The following is a 23,087-nucleotide window of genomic DNA, read 5'->3' on the forward strand; positions in this document are numbered from 1 at the left end:
GCCACTCGACGTTGGGGGGGTGTGGGTGGGATGGTGCCGGTGGTCCCCGCCTCGTCGAGTGGCCAGTTTCGTACGCGCGCCGGCGCGCCGGGGTGCAGGGGCCACCGGTCAGAAGCGGCGCCACCACAGGTTGACGGCGTAGTCGACCCCCGTGGCGTCCGGGTGCTCGGCGAGGATCAGCCGCACGTGATCGGGCGGGAACTCGATGCCGACGACGGCCTCGAAGTCTGCGCGCGACTCGAAGTCCCAGCGGATGTCCACGCGCTCGCGCTGCCAGCCCTGACGCGCCCAGAAGCGCTCGACGGCCCGCGGATCGTAGGCCGGCAGCGCCCGGCGAAACCAGGACCCGAAGGTCGAGCGGGTCGCGTCGTTGTCGATGACGTATGCCGTGCCGCCGGGTCGCAGGACCCGCGCGAGCTCCGTGAGCCCCGGCTCGCACCCGGGCCCGAAGAAGTAGGCCCAGCGGGCGTGCGCGACGTCGAAGGACGCGTCCGGCACCCCGATCGAGGCGGCACCCTCCTCGCGGACGGTGACGTGCGGCATACCGGCGACCCGGTCCCGAGCGAGGGCGGCCAGCGGCGGGTGCGGCTCGACGCCCGTGACGGTGGCGGCGGACTCGCCGAAGCGCGCGAGGTGGAAGCCCGTGCCGCAGCCGACGTCCAGCACGTCAGTGCCTACCCAGTCCGCGATCTCACGCATCGTGGCCTCGATCGCGCCGGCCCGGTCCACGCCGCGGTTCTCGACCTCGTAGACGTCGGGCGAGCGCCAGATGTTGGGCGACGGGATGGGCCCGGTCATTCCGTCCCGCCGGCCTCGAGGGTGGCGGGGTGCACGAGGAGGGGCAGCAGCTTGCGCGCCCCACGCGCGCGGACCGCCTTGACGGACGCGAGGTGCGCCTCGGCCCGCAGCACGAGCTCCTCGTATGCCGGTGCGCCCATGAGCTCGACGAGCTCAGGGGCGTTGGAGCGGTAGACCGGCTCGCGGCCCACGTGGGCCTCGGGGTTGCCGGAGCAGTACCAGTCGAGGTCGTGGCCGCCGGGTCCCCAGCCCCGCCGGTCGTACTCGGTGATGGTCACCTCGAGGTAGCTCGTGTCGTCGGGCAGCTCGACGGTGCGATAGGTCCGCCTCGTCGGCAGCTGCCAGCACACGTCGGGCTTGGCGGTGAGCGGCTGCACCCCCGTGAGCACGGCGTGCTGGTGCAGGGCACACCCGGCACCGGCGGGGAAGCCCGGCCGGTTGAGGAAGATGCAGGCGCCCTCGACGACCCTCGTCTTGCGGGCGCCGTCCTCCTTCTCCGTCCAGTCGGCGCGGGCTCCCGTGGCCGTGCCGACCGCGTGGAACTGCCACTCGTCCTCGCCGAGCTCGTCGACGACGGCAGCGACGCGCTCGAGGTCGGCCTTGTCGGTGAAGTGCGCGCCGAGCGTGCAGCAGCCGTCGTCGGGGCGGTCCGCGTAGATGCCCTGGCAGCCGGCGCCGAAGATGCACGTCCAGCTGCTCGTGAGCCAGGTGAGGTCGCAGCAGAACCGCTGCCCGGGGTCGGCCGGGTCGGGGAACTCGACCCACACGCGGGACAGGTCGAGGGGTGCTTCAGCCACCGGCTCACCCTACGTCGTGTCGAGGCCCCCGACGCCGACCCCGGTCGCCGACGCCGAGCAGAGCTCCCGCCGTCCCGTATGCCGCTGGGCGCGTCCGACGGTAGGTTCCGACGGGTCTCGCGGCCCGGGCTACGGTGGCTGCCATGACGTCTGGCGAAGGCCGCGGCGGCGCCGCGCCGACCGGCGCCTCGCGCACCGGCACGCGCGGCCGCGGTCGTCGCGCCGGAGGCGGGGACACGCGGGCTGCCATCGTGGCGGCCGCACGCGCGCAGTTCGCGAGGCACGGCTACGACAAGGCGACGCTGCGCGGCATCGCGCGCGAGGCAGGCGTCGACCCCTCGCTCGTGCACCACTACTTCTCGGGCAAGGCGGGGCTGTTCGCGCAGACGCTCGACGTGCCCGTCGATCCGGGGGCGGTCATCGACGCCGTGCTGGCACCGGGCCTGGACCGGGTCGGCTGGCGCATCGTCGAGGCGTTCCTCGGGGTCTGGGACGCGCCGGGCCGGCGGGAGAGCTTCGTGGCGCTGCTGCGGTCGAGCATGACCAGCGACGAGGGCGCCCGGGTGCTGCGCGAGTTCCTCGTCCGGGAGGTGTTCGGCCGGGTGACCGCGGCGGCCGGCGTGCCGGACGCCGCGCTGCGGGCCTCACTCGCCGCGTCGCAGGTGCTGGGAATGGCCGTCCTGCGCTATGTCCTCAAGGTGCCCGCCCTCGTCGAGGCGTCCGACGCCGAGATCGTCGAGCGTCTCGGGCCGGTCCTGCAGCGGCACCTGGTAGACGACGTGCCCCGCCGGGACTAGATTTCATCACATGATGAATAACGGGTCCGGGCCGGCGGTGCAGATCCGCGGGCTGCGGGTCGTGCGCGGTCGCCGGACCGTCTTCGCGGGCCTCGACCTGGAGCTGCCGAGGGGGCGGGTCGTCGGTCTCCTCGGCCCGTCGGGCTCGGGCAAGTCGACGCTGCTGCGCTGCCTCGTCGGCGTGCAGGTCATCGAGTCGGGGCAGGTGCGGGTGCTGGGGGAGCCGGCCGGGTCGGCGCAGGTGCGGTCCCAGGTGGGCTACGTCACCCAGTCGCCGAGCGTCTACGCGGACCTGACCATCCGGGACAACGTCGCCTACTTCGGTCGGGCGGTCGGTCTTCGCGGTGACGCGCTGGCGGCCGCGGTGCGGCGCACCATCGACGAGACGGACCTCGCCTCGCACGCCGACCAGCTCGTCCGCGACCTCTCCGGCGGGCAGGAGTCGCGCGTGTCGCTTGCCTGTGCGCTCGTCGGCCGGCCGAGCCTGCTCGTGCTCGACGAGCCGACCGTGGGCCTCGACCCGGTGCTGCGCCGCGACCTCTGGCAGCTCTTCCACGACCTCGCGGCGCAGGGCCACTCGCTCGTCGTCTCCAGCCACGTCATGGACGAAGCGGCCCGGTGCGACGAGCTCGTCCTGCTCCGCCAGGGCCGCATCCTCGCCCACGTCACCCCCGACCAGCTGCTCGCGCGGACCGGCACGTCCGACCCCGACGCGGCCTTCCTCGCCCTCATCGACGCCGCGGACGCCGCGGACGCGACGGACACGACGGACACGACCGACACGGCGGACAGAGCCCATCCCAGCGCCGGCGCCGGCGCCGACCGAGCGTGACGGAGCGACTGCCATGCACCCCAGCCTCACGCTCGCGACCGCGGCCCGCGTCCTGCGCCAGCTGCGGACCGACCACCGCACCATCGCCTTGATCCTCGTCGTGCCCTGCGTGCTCCTCGGGCTCCTCGCCTGGATCTACGCCGACACGCCCGTCTTCGACCGCATCGGCCCGGCTCTGCTCGGGGTCTTCCCCATGGTCGTGATGTTCGTCGTCACGTCCGTGGCGACCCTGCGCGAGCGCCAGTCCGGCACGCTCGAACGCCTGTTGACGACCCCGCTCGGCAAGGGCGACTTCATGCTCGGGTATGCCGTCGCCTTCGGGGCGCTTGCCGTCGTGCAGGCCCTGGTTGCCACCGGGTTCGCGGTGGGGGTGGCGGGCCTCGACGTGTCCGGCCCGCTGTGGCTGCTCGTGCTGGTCGCGGTCGCCGACGCGGTGCTCGGCACGGCGCTCGGGCTCCTCGCGAGCGGCTTCGCCCGCACGGAGTTCCAGGCGGTGCAGTTCATGCCGGCCCTCATCCTGCCGCAGTTCCTCCTGTGCGGGCTGCTCGCGCCCCGCGACACGTTGCCGACGGCGCTGCGCTGGCTCTCCGACGTGCTGCCCCTGTCGTATGCCGTCGACGCGATGAAGGAGATCGCGGCGGTCGCGAGCCCGGTGGGGTCGGTGCTGGGCGACCTGGGCATCGTCGTCGGCTTCGTCGTCGTCGCGCTCGCCTTCGCCTCGCTGACGCTGCAGCGGCGCTCCGCCTGAGCGCCGCTGCAACGTGCGGCAGCCGCCCAGCGCGCGCGGCGAGCGTCAGGTGAGCGCGCCGCCGGGTGGCTTGTAGGGTCGGCCCATGCGCCTCGGGGTCATCGACGTCGGTTCCAACACCGTCCACTTCCTCGTCGTCGACGCCCATCTCGGCGGTCACCCGCTGCCGGCGTTCTCCCACAAGATCGAGCTGCGCCTCTCGGAGAGCATCGGCCCCGACGGCCGGGTGGACAAGCGCTGCGAGCAGCGGCTCGTCTCGTTCGTCGCCGAGTGCCGACGGCTCGCCGACGACAACGGCGTCGAGGACATCTTCGGGTTCGCCACGTCGGCCCTGCGGGAGGCGGGCAACGGCGAGGGCATCCTCGAGCGGGTCCGCGCCGAGACGGGCACCACGCTCGAGGTCCTCAGCGGCCCCGACGAGGCCCGGATGACCTTCCTCGCGGTGCGGCGGTGGTTCGGCTGGTCGAGCGGCCGGCTGCTCGTCATCGACATCGGGGGCGGCTCGCTCGAGCTCGCCTCGGGCATCGACGAGGAGCCCGACGTCGCACTCAGCCTGCCGCTCGGCGCCGGGCGCGTGACGCGGGAGCGCCTTCCCGGCGACCCGCCCGACAAGGCCACGGTCAAGCAGGTGCGCTCGCAGGTGCGGGCCGAGGTCGCCGCGCAGGTGCGCCCGCTGCTCAAGGCGGGCGTGCCCGACCGGGTCGTCGGCACGTCGAAGACCATCCGCTCCCTGGCGCGTCTCGCCGGCGCAGCGCCCAGCGCCGAGGGGCCCTTCGTGCACCGGTCGCTGCGCCGCGAGGACCTCACCGAGATCGTCGGCCGCGTGCGGACCATGTCGGCGGCCGAGCGCGCGCGGCTGCCGGGCGTGTCGGTGACGAGGGCGCCGCAGCTGCTCGGCGGCGCCCTCGTCGTCGAGGCGGCGATGGACCTGCTGCGCGTCGACCAGCTCGACATCTGCCCGTGGGCGCTGCGTGAGGGCCTCATCCTGCGCCGGCTCGACCACATCGCGTCGTGACGCGCGGCGACACCGACGGACCGCCGGCCCGGCGCACAATGAGCGCATGACCGCGCCCATCGGGCTGTCGACGGCGTCGCTCTATCCGTCGGACGCCGCGACGGCGTTCAGCGCTGCGGCCCGCCTCGGCTACGACGCCGTCGAGGTCATGGTGTGGACCGACCCGGTCACGCAGGAGGCGGGGGCGCTGCGGGCCCTCTCCGAGCTGCACGGCATACCGATCGTCTCCGTGCACGCCCCGACGCTGCTCCTCACGCAACGGGTGTGGGGCAACGACCCGTGGGGCAAGGTCGACCGCTCCATCGAGCTCGCCCAGGAGGTGGGCGCCTCCACCGTCGTGCTGCACCCACCCTTCCGGTGGCAGCGGGAGTATGCCGCCGGGTTCGTCGACGGGGTGGCCACGCGCGAGGACGAGACCGGCATCCGGCTGGCGGTCGAGAACATGTTCCCGTGGCGGACCGCCCGCCGCGACGTGCTGGCCTACCTGCCGCACTGGGACCCGGTCGAGCAGCCGTTCGACCACGTGACGCTCGACCTGTCGCACACGGCGACGGCCGGCTCGGACGCTCTCGAGATGGCCCGGCAGCTCGGGTCGCGGCTCACCCACGTGCACCTCGCCGACGGCACGGGTTCCTTCAAGGACGAGCACCTCGTGCCCGGGCGCGGCGACCAGCCGTGCGGCGCCGTGCTGCAGCTCGTCGCCGACGCGGGCTTCGACGGCGCGGTCGTCGTGGAGGTGGGCACGCGAAAGGTCGGCCCGGACCAGCGGGAGCTCGACCTCGCCGAGGCGCTGGCCTTCGCCAGGCTGCACCTGGCCCCGGAGCTCGGCGTCGGCCGGCTCTGACCCGCGCTCCGGCGCTGACCCGTGTGACCTCAGGCGTCGACCATCGCCCGTCGGCCGGCCGATGCGCGGACCGGCCCGCGCCACGAACGGCCCAGGACGTACGAGAAGTACACGTGCACCAGCAGGATGCCCCAGTAGGCCTCCGCGCCCCGGTAGGCGTAGTCGATGCCGAAGTCGACGGGGCCGGAGAGGTCAGGACGGACGAGGGCGGCCAGTCTCCAGAAGACGAACCAGGCGAGGACGAGGGCGGCGCACCAGGCGAGGCGCAGCCGGGGCCGGTCTTCGGCGTCGCGGTCGAGGATGGTGCGGTCGAACAGGTCGAACGCCACCGGTCCGAGCATGGTCATGAGCAGGTTCTCGGACTCGTCGAGCACGAGGGGTGTCTTGAAGAACACGACGATGAAGGCCAGCACCACCGCCGAGAACCACGGGCCGTAGCGAAGCGGCCGCCTGGGCTGGACGTAGATGGCCAGCACCCCGGCGCCGAAGAACGACTCGCTGAACGTCGTGTAGTCGGTCGGCAGGTCGGACTGCAGCAGCCACCACCCGAACGCCACCAGGCCGAGCCCGTAGCCGACGGCGAGCGGCATCGCGTGACGGGTGCGTGCCGCCCAGGGCCGGAACCACTGGATCGTCGCGCACATCAGGATCGCGAAGCCCAGAGCCTCCCGGTTGTGACCGACCTCGGTGGCCAGGTGGCCCGGCAGGAAGCGGTCGAGGTCGTGACGCACGATGAGCGCCGACAGGACGACCAAGGCCCCGAAGAACAGCCAGGCACGCGTGGAGGGCTTGGGACTCATGCGTCGAAAATTAGCAGCGGGCCACGGGCTGCGTCGGGGATTCCCGGTAACAGGGGCACGACCGGGCTGGCCGCAGGTCACCGCCCGGCGGCATACCCCCGGGGCCGCACGGGCACCTGCCGGAGGCCCAGCCCCGGCGCCCCTCGGGGACGCGGCGCAGGGCGGCGGCAGGAGGCGGCAGGCGGAGTCAGGCGAGGCCCAGCGCGGCGGCCTCCTCCCACAGGTCGTCGCGGACCCGTGGGTGGGCCGCCCGGTCGATGATGTTGCGGGCCTGCGTCCGCTCGTCATGGCCCCAGAGCGGGGCGACCCCGTGCTCGGTGACGATCGCGGACTGCTGGAACGACGTGACCGGCTCGTCCACGAGCGGCACGATCGTCGAGACGTCGGCCCGAGGGTGCCAGGAGCGCAGGGCGATGAAGGACTGGCCACCGGGGGAGTGCAGGGCGCCGACGATGAAGTCGGTCTGCCCGCCGAAGCCCGAGTAGATCCTGGCGTTGATCCGCGAGGCGTTGGCCTGCCCGAAGAGGTCGACCTCGAGTGCCGTGTTGACCGACGTCATCTGCCGCTGCTGCGCGATGAGGCCGGGGTCGTTGGTCTTCTCGGTGCGCAGCATCCGCACGCGCGGGTTGCGGTCCAGCCAGTCGTAGAGGTCCTGGGAGCCGAAGCAGAAGGACGTGATGAGCGGGTGGTCCGGGTCGAGGGCGCCCACCGCGTCGAGGGCGAGCACCCCGTCGGAGAACATCTCCGTCCACACCCGAAGGCCCTGGTGGCCGACGAGCGCGTCGAGCGTGGCGTCCGGGACCGCGCCGATGCCGAGCTGCAGGGTCGCGCCGTCGAGGACCATCGAGGCCACCCGCTCGCCGATGGCGGCGCTGTCCTCGTCGGGCCGGGCGGGCTGGTGCGTGGGCAGCGGGCCGTCGACCTCGACGGCAAGGTCCACGTGCTCGACCGGCACCTGGGAGTCGCCGAACGTGTACGGCATACGGGGGTTGACGACTGCCACGACGAGGCCGCCGCGGGACCGGCAGGCCTCGATGGCCGCGGGCAGGACGTTGACCTCGAGGCCGAGGCTCAGCTGTCCGGCGACGGGCGGTGCGCAGTGCAGGAGCACGACGTCCGGCGGCAGGGTGCGCGCGAAGAGGAGCGGCACGAGCGAGAGGCGGGAGGGCACGTAGCGCAGCCGAGGGTGCCGTCGCATCCCGGCGCCCACGAAGCACGTCTCCACCGTGACGCCCTCACGCGCCGGCAGCCCGGGCGGGCCGTTGAGCGCATGCAGCACGTATGCCGGGACCGCCTCGTCGAGCGCACGGACGCCCTCCCACGGGATCGCCATGTTCCCGCTCACGACGACGCGCGGGTTGGGGGGCAGCCCCGCCAGCCGGGCCTGCAGCTCCTCGATGGTCACGGTGCGCACGGGCCTCATCCTCGCCGATGGCGCCCGCCCGCCCGCCGGGGCCCTGCCGGGGCGCCCTCAGCTGGCCTTGCTCTTCTTGGCCGCCTTCGCCTTGTCGACGCTCTTCTGCAGGGCCGCCAGGAGGTCGACCACCTCGGTCTCCTCGCCCTTGACGGTCGGCGTCTCGGCGACCTCGCCGCCCTCGATCTTGGCCGTGACGAGCTGCTCGAGGGCCTCGGAGTAGTCGTCCTCGAACTCGTCCGGCTCGTAGTCGCCCGAGAGGGAGTCGACGAGGGAGGCCGCCATGGCCAGCTCCTTGGCGTTGGCATGGGTGTCCGTGGAGAGCGAGTCGAACTCGGGCGCGCGCACCTCGTCGGCCCAGAGCATCGTCTGCAGGACGATGACGTTGTCACGCACCCGCAGCACCGCAAGGGTCATCCGCGTGCGAATGGAGACGGTCACGAGGGCCATGCGGTCGGCTTTTGCGAGCGCGTCACGCAAGAGGATGTAGGGCTTTATCCCGGTCTTGTCCGGCTCGAGGTAGTAGGACTTGTCGAACAAGAGCGGGTCGATCTGGTCGGCGGGCACGAACTTCTCGATCGCGATCTCCTTCGACGACCGCGAGGGCAGCGTCTTCAGGTCCTCGTCGGTGAGGACGACCATCCGCCCGTCGTCGGTCTCATAGCCCTTGGCGATGTCGGAATAGGGCACCTCCTCGCCGTCGATGGAGCAGACGCGCTGGTACTTGATCCGCCCGCCGTCCTTCTCGTGGACCTGACGAAACTGGACGTCGTGGTTCTCCGTCGCCGAGAAGAGTCGTACCGGGACGTTGACGAGTCCGAAGGAGACCGCGCCTTTCCAGATCGCTCGCATGGGCACAAGAATGCACCCATGCGACCCGCCCGCGCGACGACGAGGCCGACCATTCCCGTCCGCGTCCCGCGTGGCCTGCGCGGGCACGCGCCCGCGCGGGGCGCGGACGGCCCGGCCTGATGGCCAAGGACGCGCCCCGGGTCGCGGTCGACGTGGGCGGACGGCGCCTGTCCCTGAGCAGCCTCGACAAGGTCATGTACCCCGCGACGGGCACGACCAAGGCCCAGGTCATCGACTACTACGCGAGGATCGCCCCGGTGCTCCTGCCCCACCTGGCCGGCCGACCGGTCACGCGGGTCCGGTTCCCGCACGGGGTGGGGCACTCGCAGTTCTTCGAGAAGAACATCCCGCCCGGTTGCCCCGAGTGGATCCGGCGCGCCGGCCGGGACCCGGTCTTCCCCCTCCTCGACGACCTCGCCGGCATCACGTACTTCGCCAACCTCAACTCGCTCGAGCTGCACGTGCCCCAGTGGCGCTACGAGGGGGAGGGCCCGGACGCCGAGCCGGGACGTCCCGACCGCCTCGTCGTCGACCTCGACCCCGGGCCCGGCACGGGACTGCGGGAGTGTGCCGCCGTCGGCCTGCTCGTGCGGGAGCGTCTCGGCGGGCTCGGCCTGGACACGGTCCCCGTGACGAGCGGGAGCAAGGGCCTGCAGCTGTATGCCGTGCTCCCTGGGGTCCACACCAGCGACGAGATCCGCGACACCGTCCAGCAGCTGGCGCGCGAGCTGACGAAGCAGCACCCCGACCGGGTGGTCTGGAAGATGGCCAAGGAGCTGCGCCCCGGCAAGGTGTTCCTCGACTGGAGCCAGAACGTGGCGGCCAAGACGACGGTGTGCCCCTACTCGCTGCGGGGTCGGGCGGCGCCCACCGTCGCGGCGCCGCGCTCGTGGGACGAGGTCGAGGCGGGCGCGCGGGGGCTCCCCTTCGGGCAGCTGGCCATGGACGAGGTGCTGCGCCGGGTCGACGCGGCTGGTGACCTCGCCGCGTCGCTGGTCGAGGCCGAGGCCGTCGGCGGCTGACGCGGCAAGGCCCGCCGCCCCGAGCAGGGCGGCGGGCCTCGACGCGGCCCTCGGGCCGGTGCGTCAGGGACGGCTACGAGTGGGCCCTGTCGTAGGCGGCCTGCACCTCCGCGGAGATGCGGCCCCGGTCGGACACCGGGCGACCGTTGGCCCGGGCCCACTCGCGGATCGCCGAAAGGTCGGTGCGCTTCGCCGACTGGCGGCGTCCTCCTGCCGGCCGGCGCCCCCCACCGCCGGTGCGTCGGGCGTGCCCGACCCATCGAGACAGGTCGTCGCGCAACTGTCGTGCATTGTCGTCCGAAAGGTCGATCTCGTAGGAGGCGCCGTCGAGGGCAAACGTCACCGTTTCGGCGGCGGGACCGCCATCGAGATCATCGACCAGAATGTATTCGACGCGTTGAGCCATGGTTCTCCATCAGGGTGTCGGGAAAGGCGCGGGCGACGGGTCTTCCTCGTCACCGCATACAAAGTAACAGTCCCGGACATCCTTTCGGAATTGCCTCGCGAATGTTTCAGGGAAATGGCGCCCGCTCAAAAAGGGGTCAGCCGCGCTCGTCGCCTTTGTCGGCGCGCTGCTGTGCCTCCCACTTGGCCTGCGCGAGGCGCTCACGACGGTCGCCTTCGAGAATGTTCTTCATGACCACATAGAAGATTCCCGCGACGCCGACCGTGGGCGCCAGGGCGAGGATGTAGGGCAGAACGGCATCCATGTCTCCCATCGTCGCACGCGCGCCGACCCGTGCAGCGCCCGTGTCGGCCGCCCGTGTCGGTCGCCTGTGCGGGCCGCCCGTGTCGGTCACCCCGTCTACGGTGCAGGCATGGCCTCGCGACCCACCCCACGACGTTCCCCAGCCTTTCGTTGCACCGAGTGCGGGTGGACCGCCGCGAAGTGGGTCGGGCGCTGCGGGGAGTGCCAGGCGTGGGACTCGGTGGCCGAGGCGGCCGGCGGCTCCGGACCGCCCGGGCGCACGTCGGCCGCCCCGGTCTCGTCACCGGCACTGCGGATCGCCGAGGTGGACACCGCCCGGGCGGTGGCGCGCCCGACCGGCATGGCCGAGTTCGACCGGGTGCTCGGCGGCGGCCTCGTCCCGGGAGCGGTCGTCCTGGTGGCCGGCGAGCCGGGAATCGGCAAGTCCACCCTGCTGCTCGACGTGGCCGCCGGCGTGGCGCGGCAGGGCGGCCCCGTGCTCTACGTCAGTGGCGAGGAGTCGGCCGCGCAGGTGCGCGGCCGGGCGGAGCGCATCGGCGCCATGGCTGACGCCCTCTACCTCGCGGCCGAGACCGACCTCGCCACCGTGCTCGGGCAGGTCGAGCACGTCGCCCCCCGGCTGCTCGTCGTCGACTCGGTCCAGACCATCGCCAGCGCGCAGGTCGAGGGCCAGGCGGGCAACGTCACGCAGGTGCGCGAGGTGGCGGCCAGCCTCATCGCCGTGGCCAAGTCGCGCGGCATCGCCGTGCTCCTCGTCGGGCACGTCACCAAGGACGGCGCCATCGCCGGGCCGCGGCTGCTCGAGCACCTCGTCGACGTCGTGCTCGCGTTCGAGGGTGACCGGCACTCGCGCCTGCGTCTGGTGCGGGCGGTCAAGAACCGCTTCGGCCCGACCGATGAGGTCGGTTGCTTCGACCTCTCCGACGCGGGCATCGTGGGCCTGCCCGACCCCAGCGGGCTCTTCCGCTCCAGCCGCGACCACGCGGTCCCGGGCACGTGCGTCACGGTGACGTTGGAGGGTCGCCGACCGCTGGTGGCCGAGGTGCAGGCCCTCGTGGCCCCCTCGACCCTGGCCTCGCCGCGCCGCACGACGAGCGGGCTCGACCCCGCCCGGCTCGCCATGGTGATCGCCGTGCTCGACAAGCGGATGCGCGCCCCGGTCGCGTCGTGCGACATCTTCGTGGCCACCGTCGGGGGAGTGCGCCTGACGGAGCCGGCCGTCGACCTGGCGGCCCTGCTCGCGATCGGCTCGTCGTTCCTCGACCGGCCGCTGCCCTCGGATGTCGTCGCCTGCGGCGAGGTCGGCCTTGCCGGTGAGGTCCGTCGCGTCCCCGGCATGCAGCGGCGTCTGGCGGAGGCGTCCAGGCTCGGCTTCGTCTCGGCACTCGTGCCCCGCGGCGGACTCGCGGACCTCGCCGTGCCCCCCGGCCTGCACGTGGTCGAGGTCGCCGACGTCGGCGCCGCGCTGCAGGCGATGGACCGCCTGTCCCACGGGCGGGCGCGTGAGGCGGTGGCCGTCGCGAGCGCCTAGAATGCCGTGCGACCGGGGGAACGCCCTGGCGCGCGTGCCCTCCGGCCGAACGGGAGCTGATGGAGAGAAACGACGACGAGCTGCTGCGTGCAGCCCTCGCCGCTGTCGCCCCCGGCACCGACCTGCGGGACAGCCTCGAGCGCATCCTGCGGGGTCGCACGGGCGCCCTCATCGTGCTCGGCTACGACCGCGTCGTCGAGTCGATCTCCACCGGCGGGTTCCCCATCGACATCGACTTCTCGGCGACGCGGCTGCGCGAGCTGTGCAAGATGGACGGCGCCGTCGTCCTCGACCGCGACGCCGGGCGGATCCTGCGCGCAGCGGTGCAGCTGGTCCCCGACTCCTCCATCGAGACGACGGAGTCCGGCACCCGGCACCGCACGGCGGAGCGCGTCGCCAAGCAGACCGGCTACCCGGTCATCTCGGTCAGCCAGTCGATGGGGGTCGTGGCGCTCTACGTCGGCGGCAGGCGGCACGTCGTGGAGGGGTCGCCGACGACGCTCTCCCGCGCGGACCAGGCGCTGCAGACCCTCGAGCGCTACAAGTCGCGCCTCGACGAGGTGACCGGCACCCTGTCCGCGCTCGAGATCGAGGACCTCGTCACCGTCCGGGATGTGACCGCGGTGCTCCAGCGGCTGGAGATGGTGCGTCGGATCTCCGCGGAGATCCAGGACTACGTCGTCGAGCTCGGCACAGACGGCCGCCTCCTCAGCCTGCAGCTCGAGGAGCTCGTCGGCGGCCTCGGCAACGACCGCGAGCTCGTCATCAAGGACTACCTGCCGGCCACCAAGTCGCAGCTCACCCCGGCGGAGGCGCTGCTCAACCTCGAGGCGCTCAGCCCCGCGGAGATGCTCGACCTCGCGGCCGGCGCCCGCGCCGTCGGCTTCACGGTCGTGGGCGACAGCCTCGACGCGCCGGTCAGTCCCCTCGGCTACCGCCTGCTGACCAAGGTGCCCCGCCTGCCCCCGGCCATCGTCGAGCGCCTCGTCCACCATTTCGCCTCGCTCCAGCGGCTGCTCGCGGCCGGCATCGATGACCTCATGCTTGTCGATGGCGTCGGCGAGGGCCGGGCGCGCGCGGTCCGGGAGGGCCTGTCGCGCCTCGCCGAGTCGAGCATCCTCGAGCGCTACGTCTGACCGTCGCGTCTTTTCGGTATGCCGGCCAGCGACGTCCTTCCCACCCTCCACGCGCGGCTGGGCGGCTGGTTCGCCGTCGCCGGCCGCGACCTGCCCTGGCGCGAGCCGGACTGCTCCCCGTGGGGCGTGTTCGTCTCCGAGGTCATGGCGCAGCAGACGCCGCTCGCCCGCGTCGAGCCCGTCTGGCACGAGTGGCTGCGGCGCTGGCCGACGCCGTCCGCGCTGGCAGCCGCCGCGCCCGGCGACGCGGTGCGGGCCTGGGGGCGGCTGGGCTACCCGCGCCGAGCGCTTCGCCTGCACGAGGCGGCCCGGGTCATGGTGCTCCGGCACGGCGGCGAGGTGCCGCGCTCGCCCGGCGACCTGCTCGACCTCCCGGGCGTAGGTGCCTACACCGCCGCGGCGGTGGCCTGCTTCGCCTTCGGCATCCCCGAGGTCGTCGTCGACACCAACGTCCGCCGGGTCCTGGCCCGGGTGGTCGAGGGCAAGGCCTACCCGGCCCCGTCGCTCACCCGAGCGGAGTCAGCCCTGGCCCGCGCCTGCCTGCCCGCGTCCACGCAGGCGGCCACCACGTGGAACGTCGCCGTCATGGAGCTCGGCGCCCTGGTCTGCGTAGCCCGTGGGCCCCGGTGTGCCGAGTGCCCGGTCGCCGACCTCTGCGCGTGGAACGTCGCGGGCCGACCGGCATACGCGGGGCCGCCGCGTCGGGGGCAGGCCTGGCACGGCACGGACCGCCAGGTCCGAGGGGCGCTCCTGCACCGCCTGCGGGCGGCTGACGGTCCCGTCCGGGAGGCGCAGCTCGAGGACTCAGGGCCGGACCGGGCCCAGGTCCTGCGCTGCCTCGACTCCCTCGTCGCCGACGGGTTGGTCGAGCCACTCGACCGGCGCCGGTTCCGCCTGCCGTCCTGACCCCCGCCCGCTCCCCCCAGGTCGAGTGGCCACTTCCGCACACCCCCCCGCAGGTCGAGTGGCCACTTCCGCACACTCGCGCCCGCACACCCCGTGCCCGGGCCCACCGTCGTCCGTCAGCCCGGGGCCCGGCCGCGCAGGCCCAGCGCGTCGAGGGCCCGCGCGATCACCTCCTCGGTGCTCCCCTCGGCGCTCACCGTGACGCCCGGTTCGTCGCTCCCCAGGGGCTCGAGCAGTCGCAGCTGGCTCTCCAGCAGCGAGGAGGGCATGTAGTGCCCGGTGCGGCGGCTCAGCCGGGCGCGGATCACCTCGTCGGGCGCCGTCACGTGGCAGAAGCGCACCTGTGGCCGACCCTCCCGCAGCAGCTCCCGGTAGCGGCGGCGCAGGGCTGAGCACGTCACCACGGTGGGCTCGCCCCGCTCCCGCCGGGCGTCGATCCACTGGCCGATGAGGCGCAGCCACGGCCACCGGTCCTCGTCGGTGAGCGGCTCGCCCCGGCGCATCTTCTCGACGTTCGCCTCCGGGTGGAAGTCGTCACCCTCGGCGAGCTGCCACCCCATCGCGTCCGCGATGCCCCTGGCGACGGTGCTCTTCCCGCACCCGGAGACCCCCATGACGACCACGACGTCCGATCCCCGGCCCTCACCAGCCATGTCCGGCAGCCTAGTCCCGGGCGCCGCGCCGGTAGGGTGGCTCCTCGTGCCGTCGTCGGGATCCGCTGGGCCGAGGAGCTTCTGGCTGCTCGCGCGCGCCGGCCTACGCCGGCAGTCGACCTACCGGCTGGCCCTGCTGGCCGGGATGGCGACCAACTCCGCCTTCGGCCTCATCCGTGCCTCGATCGTGCTCGCGGCCCTCGCCTCTGCCGGCTCGCGTATCGGTGGGTACGACGCCCCCACCGCCGTCGCGTTCGTCTGGTGGGGTCAGGCGCTGCTCGGCACGGTCAACCTCTGGGGCTTCTCCGACATCAAGGACCGGGTGCGGACGGGCGACGTGGCCGTCGACTTCCTGCGCCCCGTCGATCCCCAGCTCGCCTATCTGGCAGCCGATCTGGGCCGGGCCGCGGTGAACCTGGCGGCCCGCGGCCTGCCCACCCTGGCGATCGGCGCGCTTCTCTTCGAGCTGACCTGGCCTCCCGGTGCGCTGGCCTGGGTCGTCGGGCTCGGGTCGGTCTGCCTCGCGGTCGTCGTGGCGTTCGCCGGCAACTTCCTCGTCAACCTCCTCGCCTTCTGGCTCGTCGAGGTCCGCGGCATACAGCTCGTGTGGATGATCACCGCCGGGCTCTTCTGCGGCCTCTACCTGCCTGTGCCGTGGTTCCCCCACTGGCTGCGTACGATCGCGCAGTGGTCGCCCTTCCCCTCGATGATGCAGAACCCGATCGACATCCTCGCCGGCCGCGTCGTCGGCGCGGACGTCTGGGGGGCCCTCGGCAGCCAGGTCTTCTGGGCCGTGATGCTGCTCGCCGTCGGCCAGGTCGTCCTCCGGGCCGGCCGTCGCCGGCTGGAGGTGCAGGGTGGCTGAGCCCGCCGTCGCCAGGCACCTGCGGCCCTACCGCGTCCTGCTCGCCTCGCGGGTGCGGGCTCAGCTGCAGTACCGCACCTCGTTCGTCACCGACGTCCTCGGCACCGTCGGCGTGGGCCTTGCCGAGCTCGCCGAGGTCTGGGTCGTCTTCGCCAACGTCCCGGTCCTCGGCGGCCTCGACTTCACCGCGGCGCTGCTCGTCTTCGCCCTCAGCAACATCGGGTTCTCGCTGGCAGACCTGTTGGTCGGCCACCTCGACGGCCTCCCCACCTACATCCGGTCCGGGCAGGTCGACGCCTTCTACGTGCGGCCCCTGCCGCTGCTGGCGCAGCTCATGACGAGCGACATCTCGCTGCGCCGGGTCGGGCGCCTCGCCGTCGCGGTCACGGCCCTCGTCGTCGCCCTCACCACGGCGCACGTGGCATGGTCCGCGACGACGGCGGTGCTCATCGTCCTCACGGTCGTCAGCGGCACCGCCATCTTCGCGGCCCTGTTCACGGCGGCGGGTGGCCTGCAGTTCTTCCTCGTCAACGGTGCGGAGTTCACCAACGCCTTCACCTACGGCGGCGCGTATGCCGCGCAGCAGAGCCAGCGCGTCTTCCCCGGGCCGCTGCGGATCTTCTGGACGTTCGTCGTCCCGACCGCCTTCGTGGCCTACCTGCCCGCGCTCGCGATCCTCGACCTGCCGGGCGACGCCCTCGGGCCGCCCTGGCTCGCGTGGTGCACGCCGGTGGCGGCGCTGCTCGCGTGGGCGATGGCCGGCCTGTGCTGGCGGCTCGGCACCCGGCACTACCAAGGAGCAGGCGGATGAGCACCCCGATCGTGCAGACGCGCGACCTCGTCCGCGACTTCAAGCGGCTGCGGGCCGTCGACCATCTGAGCCTCACCGTGCAGCCCGGCGAGTCGGTCGGCTACATCGGTGCCAACGGGGCCGGGAAGTCCACGACGATCAAGATGCTCACCGGGATCCTCAAGCCCACCTCGGGCCTCGTCCGCACGTGTGGCCTGGACCCGATGCGTCGGCGCATCGACGTCGCGCGGCGAGTCGGGGTCGTCTTCGGCCAGCGGTCGCAGCTGTGGTGGGACCTGCCGCTGCGCGAGTCCTTCGTCATCCTCGGCGCCATCCACCGGCTGGCGCCGGCCGTGGCCCGGCAGCGGACCGCCACCCTCGTCGAGGAGCTGGAGATGGGCGCGGAGCTCGGCACTCCCGTCCGGTCGCTCTCCCTGGGCCAGCGGATGCGCGCCGAGATCGCGGCGGCACTGCTGCACTCCCCGGAGCTGCTCATCCTCGACGAGCCGACGATCGGCCTGGACGTGCTGTCCAAGCAGCGGCTGCGGCAGTTCCTCATCGCCGAGCGCCGCGAGCGGGGGACGACGCTGCTGCTCACGACCCACGACATGGGCGACATCCAGCGCCTGTGCGAGCGGGTGCTCGTCGTCGACCGCGGCCGACTCGCCTTCGACGGCTCGCTGGGCGGCCTCGCGGCGACCGTCGGGGCGCAGCGGCTGCTCGTCGTCGACCTCGCCGCCCCGGGCCCGCAGCTGCACGGCATACCGGGTGCGACGCTCGTCGGCAGCGAGTCGGGAGGGCTGCGGCAACGCCTCGCGTTCGACGCCGGGACGACGACCGCGGCCGCGGTCCTCGCCGCCGTCTCCGCCCGCGCCGAGGTGCGCGACCTCGCCATCGAGGAGCCCGACATCGAGGACGTGGTGAGGCGCATCTACGCCGCCTCCGGGCGGGGCTAGGCCGCAGCCGGACCCGGGTCGAGCGCCTTAAGAGGTCCTTAAGCGGTGGGGTCGAGGGTTGGCCTCATCAGCAAGAGCCACCCCGGCCGCACCACAGAAAGGGAACCGCCGCCATGAACACCCAGAGTGCATCGCCTCGCATCCTCCGGGCCCCGAGAATCGTTGGTCGCCTGCTCACGGCCGCGGTCCTCGCCCTCTCGCTGGCCTTCGGTGCCGGCGCCACCCAGGCCTCCGCCTACACCTGGACGCAGTCGGGCTACTGGCGCGGGGGCTTCCAGGGCCAGCAGGTGCAGGGGCAATACGTCGCGGTCGCCAACAACGGCATCATCACGCGGTTCCCCGGCATCAAGGTGCCGGGCCCGTGGATCACCCGCTCCAACGCGACAGCCGGTACGCAGACCCTCGTCTACGTCGTCAACGTCTACCAGTGGTCCAGCAACGGCTGGCTCTACCACGGCGACAAGACACGCACGCTCTACTACACCCTGCCGTCGGGGTCCGGCGCCCGCTACCTCGACACCCAGTACATCCAGACCGGCTCGGGCACGTGGCGGGTCGTCCTCGGGCTCGCGTGGTCCTGGAACGGCGGGACCGCAGCAGTCAAGATGGACTACAACCAGCCCGGCGACTACTCCTGCCTCATCGCGGCGTGCAACGCGCGCAACGGCTACCTCGTGCTCTGAGCGATCAGGGACGAGCAGGGACGAGCAGGGACGAGCAGGGACGAGCAGGGGCGAGCAGGGGCGCGGCCCGCCGGTCGATGACCGGCGGGCCGCCCCGTCGTGAGTGCCTTGCCTCAGCGGGCGCGCCAGCGGCTGAAGCCGGTCGTGCGCACCACCATGAGGGCGTCTCCGTCGGGCAGCGTGCGGCTGCTCGTCGCGAGCCCCCGTCGGTCGACGCACGCCTTGATGCCCGTCGTGGGCGGCTCACCCGAGGAGGGGCAGGCCGGCACGATGGCGTAGGACGTCGTGCCGGTCGGGGCTCGTTCGACGACGAGCTGTCGCCAGGTCCGGCCGCCCAGGACCGAGGTGTCGTAGCGCAGTCCCAGCACGGCCGGGTCGGTCGAGCTCACGGTCATCCCCGTGGCCCCGGCGTGCACCTGCTCACCGAGGGTGCCCGCCGGCCCGGGGCCGTCGGGCGCGAGCTCGATGAGGGCGCCGTCGGCGTCGCTCGCGGGGACCCGGATCGTGCCCGTCTGCGGCTGCTGCGCGTCGGCGACCGGCTCGCAGGCATAGCTGCTGCCGTTGCAGGCGCCGAAGCCGTAGGCGTCCGTGCTGCCCACCGTCACCGCGTGGCGGACCTGGTCCGGCATGCTCAACGTGCCCTGCCCGACGCGAATGGTCCCTGCGCCGGCCCGCGTGTAGCTGCCGACGACGACGCTCGTCCCGGTCCCCGCCGACTTGTGCACGAGGCCGGCGTTGGTGACCGCCGAGAGCGCGCTCACGCCGTAGAGCGTTCTCCCCTCGTACCACCCGCCGTTGTTGGTGATCAGCAGGGTGCCCACCCCCGTCGTCGTGGTCCGGGGCAGCAGCTCGAGGGAGGTCCCGCGGTCAGCCGCGACGTATGCCGTGCCGCGCAGCCTGAGGGTGCCCCGCACCTTCAGCTGGTACTGGTCGAAGAGGTTGACGCCGAGCGGGGTGACGTCGACGAGGCCGTTGTCACCGACGACGAGGAGACCGCGGGGCCCTGTCACCGCCGCCCCGCACGTGCCCCCCGTGCCGCACCGCCGGGTGGTGATGGTGCTTGCGCCGAGGGTGGTGCTCGTCCACGTGAGGCGACCGAGCAGCTCGATCCGCCCCGGCCCACCCAGCGTGCCCGACAGCGCGGTGACGGAGCCCCCGCGCAGGTAGCTCGGCCTCGTGGCCTGGTCGCCGTGCACGAGCAGCGTGGACCCGCGCTGCAGGTTCAGGGTGGTGCCGGTTGCGACGTCGATCGCCTGCAGCTCGGCGGATTCCCCGGCTGCCATCGTGACGGGTCCGTGGGCGTCGATGCAGACGTACCCGGTGCTGCGGTCGGTGAGGTCCGGTGCGCGGTTGCGCGACCAGTTGCCGGGGGTGACCCACAAGCCGTCGCCGGCCGCTCCGGTCCACACGTTCTTCTGCATGCCGGTGAGGGAGCAGAAGGCCGGCGCGGCACTGGCGGGAGCCGTGAGTGCGCTCGGGGCCCCGAGCGCGGCGAGGGCGGCGCCGATCACGAGTGCGGCGGCTCGACCGTGGCGAAGCCTCAATGGCATGGTGCTCTCCTTGCGTGCGAAGGTGCCTCACTGTAGGGGCGGTCCGGCGTCGCCATGACCCGAATCCCCGTCGCGGTGAGCCGACCGGCCAAAGCGTCTGCCTGGCCGAGCCGCAACGAATACCCTGTGCCCGTGCAGATCCGGCTGCTCGGACCCGTCGAGGCGGCGCACGCGGGCCAGGCCGTGCAGCTCGGCGCGCCGCGCCAGCGCGCCGTCTTCGCCATGCTCGCCCTGGCCGAGGGTCGCACCGTGTCCACCGACGCCCTCGTCGACGGCCTCTGGGGCGAGGACCCGCCGAGCCGGCCTCTCGGGTCGCTGCAGGTCTACGTCCACGGACTCCGGCAGGCCCTCGCGTCCGTGGGCCTCGCGCGAGGGGTGCTCGTCAGCCGGGCGCCCGGCTACGCCTTGACTCTCGACGGGACCACTCTTGACGTCGTCGAGTTCGAGCAGGCGTGGCAGCGCTCCCGCGACCGCAGCCGCGACCTGGGCAGCCGCGAGGCGCTGGACTCGCTGCACGCCGCGCTCGCCTGGTGGCGAGGCCCCGGCCTGGCGGACCTTCGCGCGTTTCCCTTCGCCGAGTCGTATGCCGCCCGCCTCGACGAGTCCGAGGCCCTGGCGAGGGAGGACCTCGTCGACCTGCGCCTGGCCTGCGGGGAGCACGCCGCGGTGATCCCCGAGATCGAGGCGCTCGTCGCCCAGCACCCCACGCGCGAGCGCAGGTGGGGGCAGCTGATGATCGCGCTCTACCGGTCCAACCGGCAGGCCGACGCCCTCGCGGCATACGCGCGCGCCCGGGACCTGCTCGCCGAGCAGCTCGGGATCGACCCCGGGGAGGCCCTGCAGCAGATCGAGGTCGGCATCCTGCGGCACGACCCGCGGCTGGCCGACCCGACACCGGCCGGTGCGCCCCGCCCGGGCCCGGGAGCCGGCGGCGACGGGGCCGGCGCGGCAGCCGGCTCGTCGAGTCGCGGGCCCGTCATCCGGCCCCGCAACGAGCTTCACCTTCCCCGCCCCACGACCACGACGTGGGGCCGAGACGCCTTGGTCGCCGACCTGGCGGCCCGCATCGCGGACCCCGGCCTCGCGCTGCTCACGCTCGTCGGCCCCGGCGGCACCGGCAAGACCCGACTCGCGACGGTGCTGGCCCGGCGGGTCGAGGGCTTCGAGGGGGGCCGGTACTTCCTGGAGGCAGAGGAGGGCCAGGACGCCACCGCCCTGCTCACCGCGCTCGGTCTCGCCCTCGGGGGGTCCGAGCCCGCTCAGCCGACCACGGTCTCAGCGGCCTCGGCGGTCGCCGAGATGCTGCCGCCGGACGCCGACAGTCTCCTGCTCATCGACAACCTCGAGGTGGTGCGCGACGCCGCCTACGCGGTGGAGACCCTCGTCAAGGCCACCGAGCGGTTGACCATCATCGCGACGAGCCGGCTCCCGCTCCGTCTCGACTTCGAGGTCGAGGTCGTCGTCCCGCCCATCGAGTCGCCCCGGGCCGAGCTGGCCGCCCGACTCGGGCCCGCCGAGGCCATGGCGTGTCCGGCCGTGGCCCTCTTCGCCGACCGCGCCCGGCTGGTCAACCAGCAGTTCCGGGTGGACGAGCACAACGTGGGCGACGTCGTCGCCCTCTGCCGCCTGCTCGACGGCGTCCCCCTCGCGCTGGAGCTGGCGGCCGCGCGGATGCGGATGCTCTCTCCGGCGGCCGCCCTGAAGCGGCTGCGCTCGGGCCTCGACCTGCTCTCCCCGGCACGACCCGCGCTCGGCGCGGCGCGGACGTTGACCGGCACCATCGACTGGAGCCTGTCCAACCTCACGGCGACAGCACGCAGCCTGCTCGATGACCTGTCCATCTTCGAGGACGGCTTCGGCCTTGAAGCGGTCGAGGCGCTCGCGGCCCGTGCTGCGGGCACGCCCGGCGAGGGGACGGCACCACCTGACCCGGTCGAGGACCTCGGCGCGCTGCTCGACTGCGGCCTCGTGCACCTGCACAACACGAGGGTCGAGCTGCGATACCGCGTGCTCGGGCCGGTGCGTGCGCATGTGCGGTCCCTGGGGATCGACCCGGAGCGGCAGACCGCGCTGCGGCTGCTGCACCTGGCCTGGATGAGCCGACGGCTTGGCCCCTGGAGCGCCGCGCTCGACGGACCCGACGGTGACGTGGCACTCGCCCGGTTCGACGACGAGCACGCGGATCTCGTCTCCCTCATCGACTGGGCGCTTGCTCGACACGCGGTCGCCGACGCGGCGGCCCTGGCAGCCGACGCCGCGGCATACTGGCTCGCGTCCGGTCGGGTGCGCGAGGGCCTCGACCGGCTGGGCCTGTTCGACCTGACGACGATGCCGCCGGCCCTGCGCTGCCGGCTGGAGATCGGCATCGCCCGACTGGCCTACCAGGCGGGGGACTTCGCGCGCGCGGAGCGGATGTGCAGATCGGTGCTCTCCGTCGCCGACGTCCCCGTCGAGCACGAGGCCGCAGCCCACTGCTACCTGGCGGCTGCGATCGTCGCGGAGGCCGGGCCGGGGGAGGAGGCCGAGCGAGCCGCGCGCACTGCCCTCCGGCTGGCCCGCGAGCGGGGTGAGGGGGACGTCCACGCAGTGACGCTGTCGGTCATCGCGATCGCCGCCGCGATGGCGGGCGACCTCGAGCTCGAGCGCCGCTGCTACGAGGAGCGGCTCCTCGTCGCGAGGTCACGCGGCGACCGGGCGCGGATCGCGGACACTCTCAACACCCTCGCCGAGATCGCCCTGGACGAGCCCCGGGACCTCCTCTCGGCGCGGGACTACGTGGCGGAGGCGTTGCGCCTCGCCGGCGAGCACCGACCGATGGAGCGCCGCGACGGCCTGATCACCGCCGCACGGATCTCGGTCCTCGCCGGTGAGGCCGACCGGGCCGCGGTCGAGCTGTCCGAGGCGCTCGACCTGTCGTCGCGCACCGGCCAGCCGCATGGCGCGGCCCAGGCGGCTCGGGTCGCGGCCTGCCTGCTGGTGCGCTGCGGGGACCATCGGGCGGCCGTTCGGCTGTTCACCGCCGCCGACGAGCTGTCGCCGGGCGGCGACGACGGCGGTGAACCGTTCGAGGCCGACCTCCGCGCGGCGCTGCGCACGGCCCGCGAAGCCCTCGACGAGACCCAGGTCGCGCGACTGCGCAGCCTCGCCGCGGTCGACCTCGCCTCGGTGATCGCCGAGTCCCGCCGGGCGATCCTCACCGTCTCCGGCCGGGCCTGACGAAGAACCGGGTGGGCTGGCGGGGGCGTGTACGGAACTGGCCACTCGACGGGGGGGCGCGCGCGTGGCTCGAGTGGCCACTTTCGTGCGGGTGGCCGCCGGGGGCGTGTACGGAACTGGCCACTCGACGGGGGCGCGCGTGGCTCGAGTGGCCACTTTCGTGCGGGTGGGCC

General features: G+C 73.3%; 23 protein-coding genes. 14 read left to right on the top strand and 9 right to left on the bottom strand.

Going from position 1 to position 23,087, the window contains the following annotated elements:
* Positions 1 to 108 precede the first annotated feature (108 nt).
* Together VFJ94_RS10210 and VFJ94_RS10215 are read right to left on the bottom strand one after the other, a co-directional pair.
* Positions 109 to 798, bottom strand: a complete 690-nt coding sequence (locus VFJ94_RS10210; RefSeq protein WP_325004100.1) for a class I SAM-dependent methyltransferase — start codon at positions 796 to 798, stop codon at positions 109 to 111.
* Positions 795 to 1,595 carry a hypothetical protein gene (locus VFJ94_RS10215; protein ID WP_325004101.1) on the bottom strand — a complete coding sequence of 267 codons (801 nt, stop codon included), beginning with the start codon at positions 1,593 to 1,595 and terminating at the stop codon, positions 795 to 797. Before VFJ94_RS10215 ends, VFJ94_RS10210 begins: the two co-directional genes overlap by 4 nt.
* 143 nt (positions 1,596 to 1,738) lie before the next feature.
* Between VFJ94_RS10215 and VFJ94_RS10220 the strand changes: the two genes are divergently transcribed.
* From VFJ94_RS10220 to VFJ94_RS10240, 5 genes are all read left to right on the top strand, one after another.
* Positions 1,739 to 2,392, top strand: coding sequence for a TetR family transcriptional regulator (locus VFJ94_RS10220; RefSeq protein ID WP_325004102.1), 654 nt, complete (start codon positions 1,739 to 1,741; stop codon positions 2,390 to 2,392).
* A 10-nt stretch (positions 2,393 to 2,402) separates the two neighbouring features.
* Positions 2,403 to 3,224 carry an ABC transporter ATP-binding protein gene (locus VFJ94_RS10225; protein WP_325004103.1) on the top strand — a complete coding sequence of 274 codons (822 nt, stop codon included), beginning with the start codon at positions 2,403 to 2,405 and terminating at the stop codon, positions 3,222 to 3,224.
* A 13-nt stretch (positions 3,225 to 3,237) separates the two neighbouring features.
* A complete protein-coding gene (locus tag VFJ94_RS10230) occupies positions 3,238 to 3,972 on the top strand; it encodes an ABC transporter permease (protein ID WP_325004104.1) in 735 nt (244 codons plus the stop codon).
* 85 nt (positions 3,973 to 4,057) lie between these two features.
* Positions 4,058 to 4,987, top strand: a complete 930-nt coding sequence (locus tag VFJ94_RS10235) for a Ppx/GppA phosphatase family protein (protein ID WP_325004105.1) — start codon at positions 4,058 to 4,060, stop codon at positions 4,985 to 4,987.
* A 46-nt stretch (positions 4,988 to 5,033) separates the two neighbouring features.
* Positions 5,034 to 5,831 carry a sugar phosphate isomerase/epimerase gene (locus VFJ94_RS10240; protein ID WP_325004106.1) on the top strand — a complete coding sequence of 266 codons (798 nt, stop codon included), beginning with the start codon at positions 5,034 to 5,036 and terminating at the stop codon, positions 5,829 to 5,831.
* A 29-nt stretch (positions 5,832 to 5,860) separates the two neighbouring features.
* On the opposite strand, the gene VFJ94_RS10245 is transcribed toward VFJ94_RS10240, so the two are convergent.
* The 3 genes from VFJ94_RS10245 to VFJ94_RS10255 all read right to left on the bottom strand — a co-directional run bounded on the left by VFJ94_RS10245 (position 5,861) and on the right by VFJ94_RS10255 (position 8,897).
* Entirely contained in the window at positions 5,861 to 6,631 is a 771-nt protein-coding gene (locus VFJ94_RS10245; RefSeq protein ID WP_325004107.1) for a hypothetical protein, read from the bottom strand.
* Between the two features lie 187 nt (positions 6,632 to 6,818).
* Entirely contained in the window at positions 6,819 to 8,054 is a 1,236-nt protein-coding gene (locus VFJ94_RS10250) for an acetyl-CoA hydrolase/transferase family protein (RefSeq protein ID WP_414654595.1), read from the bottom strand.
* Positions 8,055 to 8,102: 48 nt separating this feature from the next.
* The gene (locus VFJ94_RS10255) at positions 8,103 to 8,897 is read right to left on the bottom strand and encodes a Ku protein (RefSeq protein WP_325004109.1); all 795 of its coding nucleotides are present in this window, start codon (positions 8,895 to 8,897) and stop codon (positions 8,103 to 8,105) included.
* 119 nt (positions 8,898 to 9,016) lie between these two features.
* Here VFJ94_RS10255 and ligD point away from each other — a divergent pair, with 119 nt between their 5' ends.
* Positions 9,017 to 9,919 carry a non-homologous end-joining DNA ligase gene (ligD, locus tag VFJ94_RS10260; protein ID WP_325004110.1) on the top strand — a complete coding sequence of 301 codons (903 nt, stop codon included), beginning with the start codon at positions 9,017 to 9,019 and terminating at the stop codon, positions 9,917 to 9,919.
* A gap of 73 nt (positions 9,920 to 9,992) precedes the next feature.
* On the opposite strand, the gene VFJ94_RS10265 is transcribed toward ligD, so the two are convergent.
* Entirely contained in the window at positions 9,993 to 10,325 is a 333-nt protein-coding gene (locus tag VFJ94_RS10265) for an Lsr2 family protein (protein ID WP_325004111.1), read from the bottom strand.
* 136 nt (positions 10,326 to 10,461) lie between these two features.
* Positions 10,462 to 10,719: a hypothetical protein gene (locus tag VFJ94_RS10270; protein ID WP_325004112.1), complete on the bottom strand. Its 258-nt coding sequence runs from the start codon at positions 10,717 to 10,719 to the stop codon at positions 10,462 to 10,464.
* A gap of 18 nt (positions 10,720 to 10,737) precedes the next feature.
* Here VFJ94_RS10270 and radA point away from each other — a divergent pair, with 18 nt between their 5' ends.
* Genes radA through VFJ94_RS10285 form a run of 3 tightly spaced genes read left to right on the top strand, consistent with a single transcriptional unit; the run spans position 10,738 to position 14,201 of the window.
* The gene (radA, locus tag VFJ94_RS10275) at positions 10,738 to 12,159 is read left to right on the top strand and encodes a DNA repair protein RadA (protein WP_325004113.1); all 1,422 of its coding nucleotides are present in this window, start codon (positions 10,738 to 10,740) and stop codon (positions 12,157 to 12,159) included.
* A 59-nt stretch (positions 12,160 to 12,218) separates the two neighbouring features.
* Positions 12,219 to 13,295, top strand: coding sequence for a DNA integrity scanning diadenylate cyclase DisA (gene disA / locus VFJ94_RS10280; RefSeq protein ID WP_325004114.1), 1,077 nt, complete (start codon positions 12,219 to 12,221; stop codon positions 13,293 to 13,295).
* Positions 13,296 to 13,313: 18 nt separating this feature from the next.
* The gene (locus tag VFJ94_RS10285; protein WP_325004115.1) at positions 13,314 to 14,201 is read left to right on the top strand and encodes an A/G-specific adenine glycosylase; all 888 of its coding nucleotides are present in this window, start codon (positions 13,314 to 13,316) and stop codon (positions 14,199 to 14,201) included.
* A gap of 116 nt (positions 14,202 to 14,317) precedes the next feature.
* Here the strand turns inward: VFJ94_RS10285 and VFJ94_RS10290 are convergent, their stop codons facing one another.
* Positions 14,318 to 14,854, bottom strand: coding sequence for a gluconokinase (locus VFJ94_RS10290; RefSeq protein WP_325004116.1), 537 nt, complete (start codon positions 14,852 to 14,854; stop codon positions 14,318 to 14,320).
* Positions 14,855 to 14,900: 46 nt separating this feature from the next.
* Between VFJ94_RS10290 and VFJ94_RS10295 the strand changes: the two genes are divergently transcribed.
* The 4 genes from VFJ94_RS10295 to VFJ94_RS10310 all read left to right on the top strand — a co-directional run bounded on the left by VFJ94_RS10295 (position 14,901) and on the right by VFJ94_RS10310 (position 18,148).
* The gene (locus VFJ94_RS10295) at positions 14,901 to 15,719 is read left to right on the top strand and encodes an ABC transporter permease (RefSeq protein ID WP_325004117.1); all 819 of its coding nucleotides are present in this window, start codon (positions 14,901 to 14,903) and stop codon (positions 15,717 to 15,719) included.
* Positions 15,712 to 16,530 carry an ABC transporter permease gene (locus VFJ94_RS10300; RefSeq protein WP_325004118.1) on the top strand — a complete coding sequence of 273 codons (819 nt, stop codon included), beginning with the start codon at positions 15,712 to 15,714 and terminating at the stop codon, positions 16,528 to 16,530. The genes VFJ94_RS10295 and VFJ94_RS10300 overlap by 8 nt, the downstream gene beginning before the upstream one ends.
* Complete coding sequence (locus tag VFJ94_RS10305; RefSeq protein ID WP_325004119.1) at positions 16,527 to 17,465, top strand: ABC transporter ATP-binding protein; 939 nt, start codon at positions 16,527 to 16,529, stop codon at positions 17,463 to 17,465. The genes VFJ94_RS10300 and VFJ94_RS10305 overlap by 4 nt, the downstream gene beginning before the upstream one ends.
* 113 nt (positions 17,466 to 17,578) lie before the next feature.
* Positions 17,579 to 18,148: a hypothetical protein gene (locus VFJ94_RS10310; protein ID WP_325004120.1), complete on the top strand. Its 570-nt coding sequence runs from the start codon at positions 17,579 to 17,581 to the stop codon at positions 18,146 to 18,148.
* A 113-nt stretch (positions 18,149 to 18,261) separates the two neighbouring features.
* Here the strand turns inward: VFJ94_RS10310 and VFJ94_RS10315 are convergent, their stop codons facing one another.
* Positions 18,262 to 19,698 carry a hypothetical protein gene (locus tag VFJ94_RS10315; RefSeq protein WP_325004121.1) on the bottom strand — a complete coding sequence of 479 codons (1,437 nt, stop codon included), beginning with the start codon at positions 19,696 to 19,698 and terminating at the stop codon, positions 18,262 to 18,264.
* Between the two features lie 132 nt (positions 19,699 to 19,830).
* Between VFJ94_RS10315 and VFJ94_RS10320 the strand changes: the two genes are divergently transcribed.
* Complete coding sequence (locus VFJ94_RS10320) at positions 19,831 to 22,914, top strand: AfsR/SARP family transcriptional regulator (RefSeq protein WP_325004122.1); 3,084 nt, start codon at positions 19,831 to 19,833, stop codon at positions 22,912 to 22,914.
* The last annotated feature ends 173 nt before the right edge of the window (positions 22,915 to 23,087 follow it).

The organism is Intrasporangium sp., assembly GCF_035688975.1.
Classification (GTDB): Bacteria; Actinomycetota; Actinomycetes; order Actinomycetales; family Dermatophilaceae; genus CALMNV01.

Coding starts and splice junctions, on each gene's coding strand:
- VFJ94_RS10250 (WP_414654595.1), bottom strand. CDS start 8,054: ATGAGGCCCGTGCGCACCGTGACCATCGAGGAGCTGCAGGCCCGGCTG.
- VFJ94_RS10310 (WP_325004120.1), top strand. CDS start 17,579: ATGAACACCCAGAGTGCATCGCCTCGCATCCTCCGGGCCCCGAGAATC.
- VFJ94_RS10315 (WP_325004121.1), bottom strand. CDS start 19,698: ATGCCATTGAGGCTTCGCCACGGTCGAGCCGCCGCACTCGTGATCGGC.
- VFJ94_RS10210 (WP_325004100.1), bottom strand. CDS start 798: ATGACCGGGCCCATCCCGTCGCCCAACATCTGGCGCTCGCCCGACGTC.
- VFJ94_RS10305 (WP_325004119.1), top strand. CDS start 16,527: ATGAGCACCCCGATCGTGCAGACGCGCGACCTCGTCCGCGACTTCAAG.
- VFJ94_RS10235 (WP_325004105.1), top strand. CDS start 4,058: ATGCGCCTCGGGGTCATCGACGTCGGTTCCAACACCGTCCACTTCCTC.
- VFJ94_RS10290 (WP_325004116.1), bottom strand. CDS start 14,854: ATGGCTGGTGAGGGCCGGGGATCGGACGTCGTGGTCGTCATGGGGGTC.
- VFJ94_RS10240 (WP_325004106.1), top strand. CDS start 5,034: ATGACCGCGCCCATCGGGCTGTCGACGGCGTCGCTCTATCCGTCGGAC.
- VFJ94_RS10245 (WP_325004107.1), bottom strand. CDS start 6,631: ATGAGTCCCAAGCCCTCCACGCGTGCCTGGCTGTTCTTCGGGGCCTTG.
- VFJ94_RS10220 (WP_325004102.1), top strand. CDS start 1,739: ATGACGTCTGGCGAAGGCCGCGGCGGCGCCGCGCCGACCGGCGCCTCG.
- radA (WP_325004113.1), top strand. CDS start 10,738: ATGGCCTCGCGACCCACCCCACGACGTTCCCCAGCCTTTCGTTGCACC.
- VFJ94_RS10265 (WP_325004111.1), bottom strand. CDS start 10,325: ATGGCTCAACGCGTCGAATACATTCTGGTCGATGATCTCGATGGCGGT.
- VFJ94_RS10285 (WP_325004115.1), top strand. CDS start 13,314: ATGCCGGCCAGCGACGTCCTTCCCACCCTCCACGCGCGGCTGGGCGGC.
- VFJ94_RS10255 (WP_325004109.1), bottom strand. CDS start 8,897: ATGCGAGCGATCTGGAAAGGCGCGGTCTCCTTCGGACTCGTCAACGTC.
- ligD (WP_325004110.1), top strand. CDS start 9,017: ATGGCCAAGGACGCGCCCCGGGTCGCGGTCGACGTGGGCGGACGGCGC.
- VFJ94_RS10225 (WP_325004103.1), top strand. CDS start 2,403: ATGATGAATAACGGGTCCGGGCCGGCGGTGCAGATCCGCGGGCTGCGG.
- disA (WP_325004114.1), top strand. CDS start 12,219: ATGGAGAGAAACGACGACGAGCTGCTGCGTGCAGCCCTCGCCGCTGTC.
- VFJ94_RS10230 (WP_325004104.1), top strand. CDS start 3,238: ATGCACCCCAGCCTCACGCTCGCGACCGCGGCCCGCGTCCTGCGCCAG.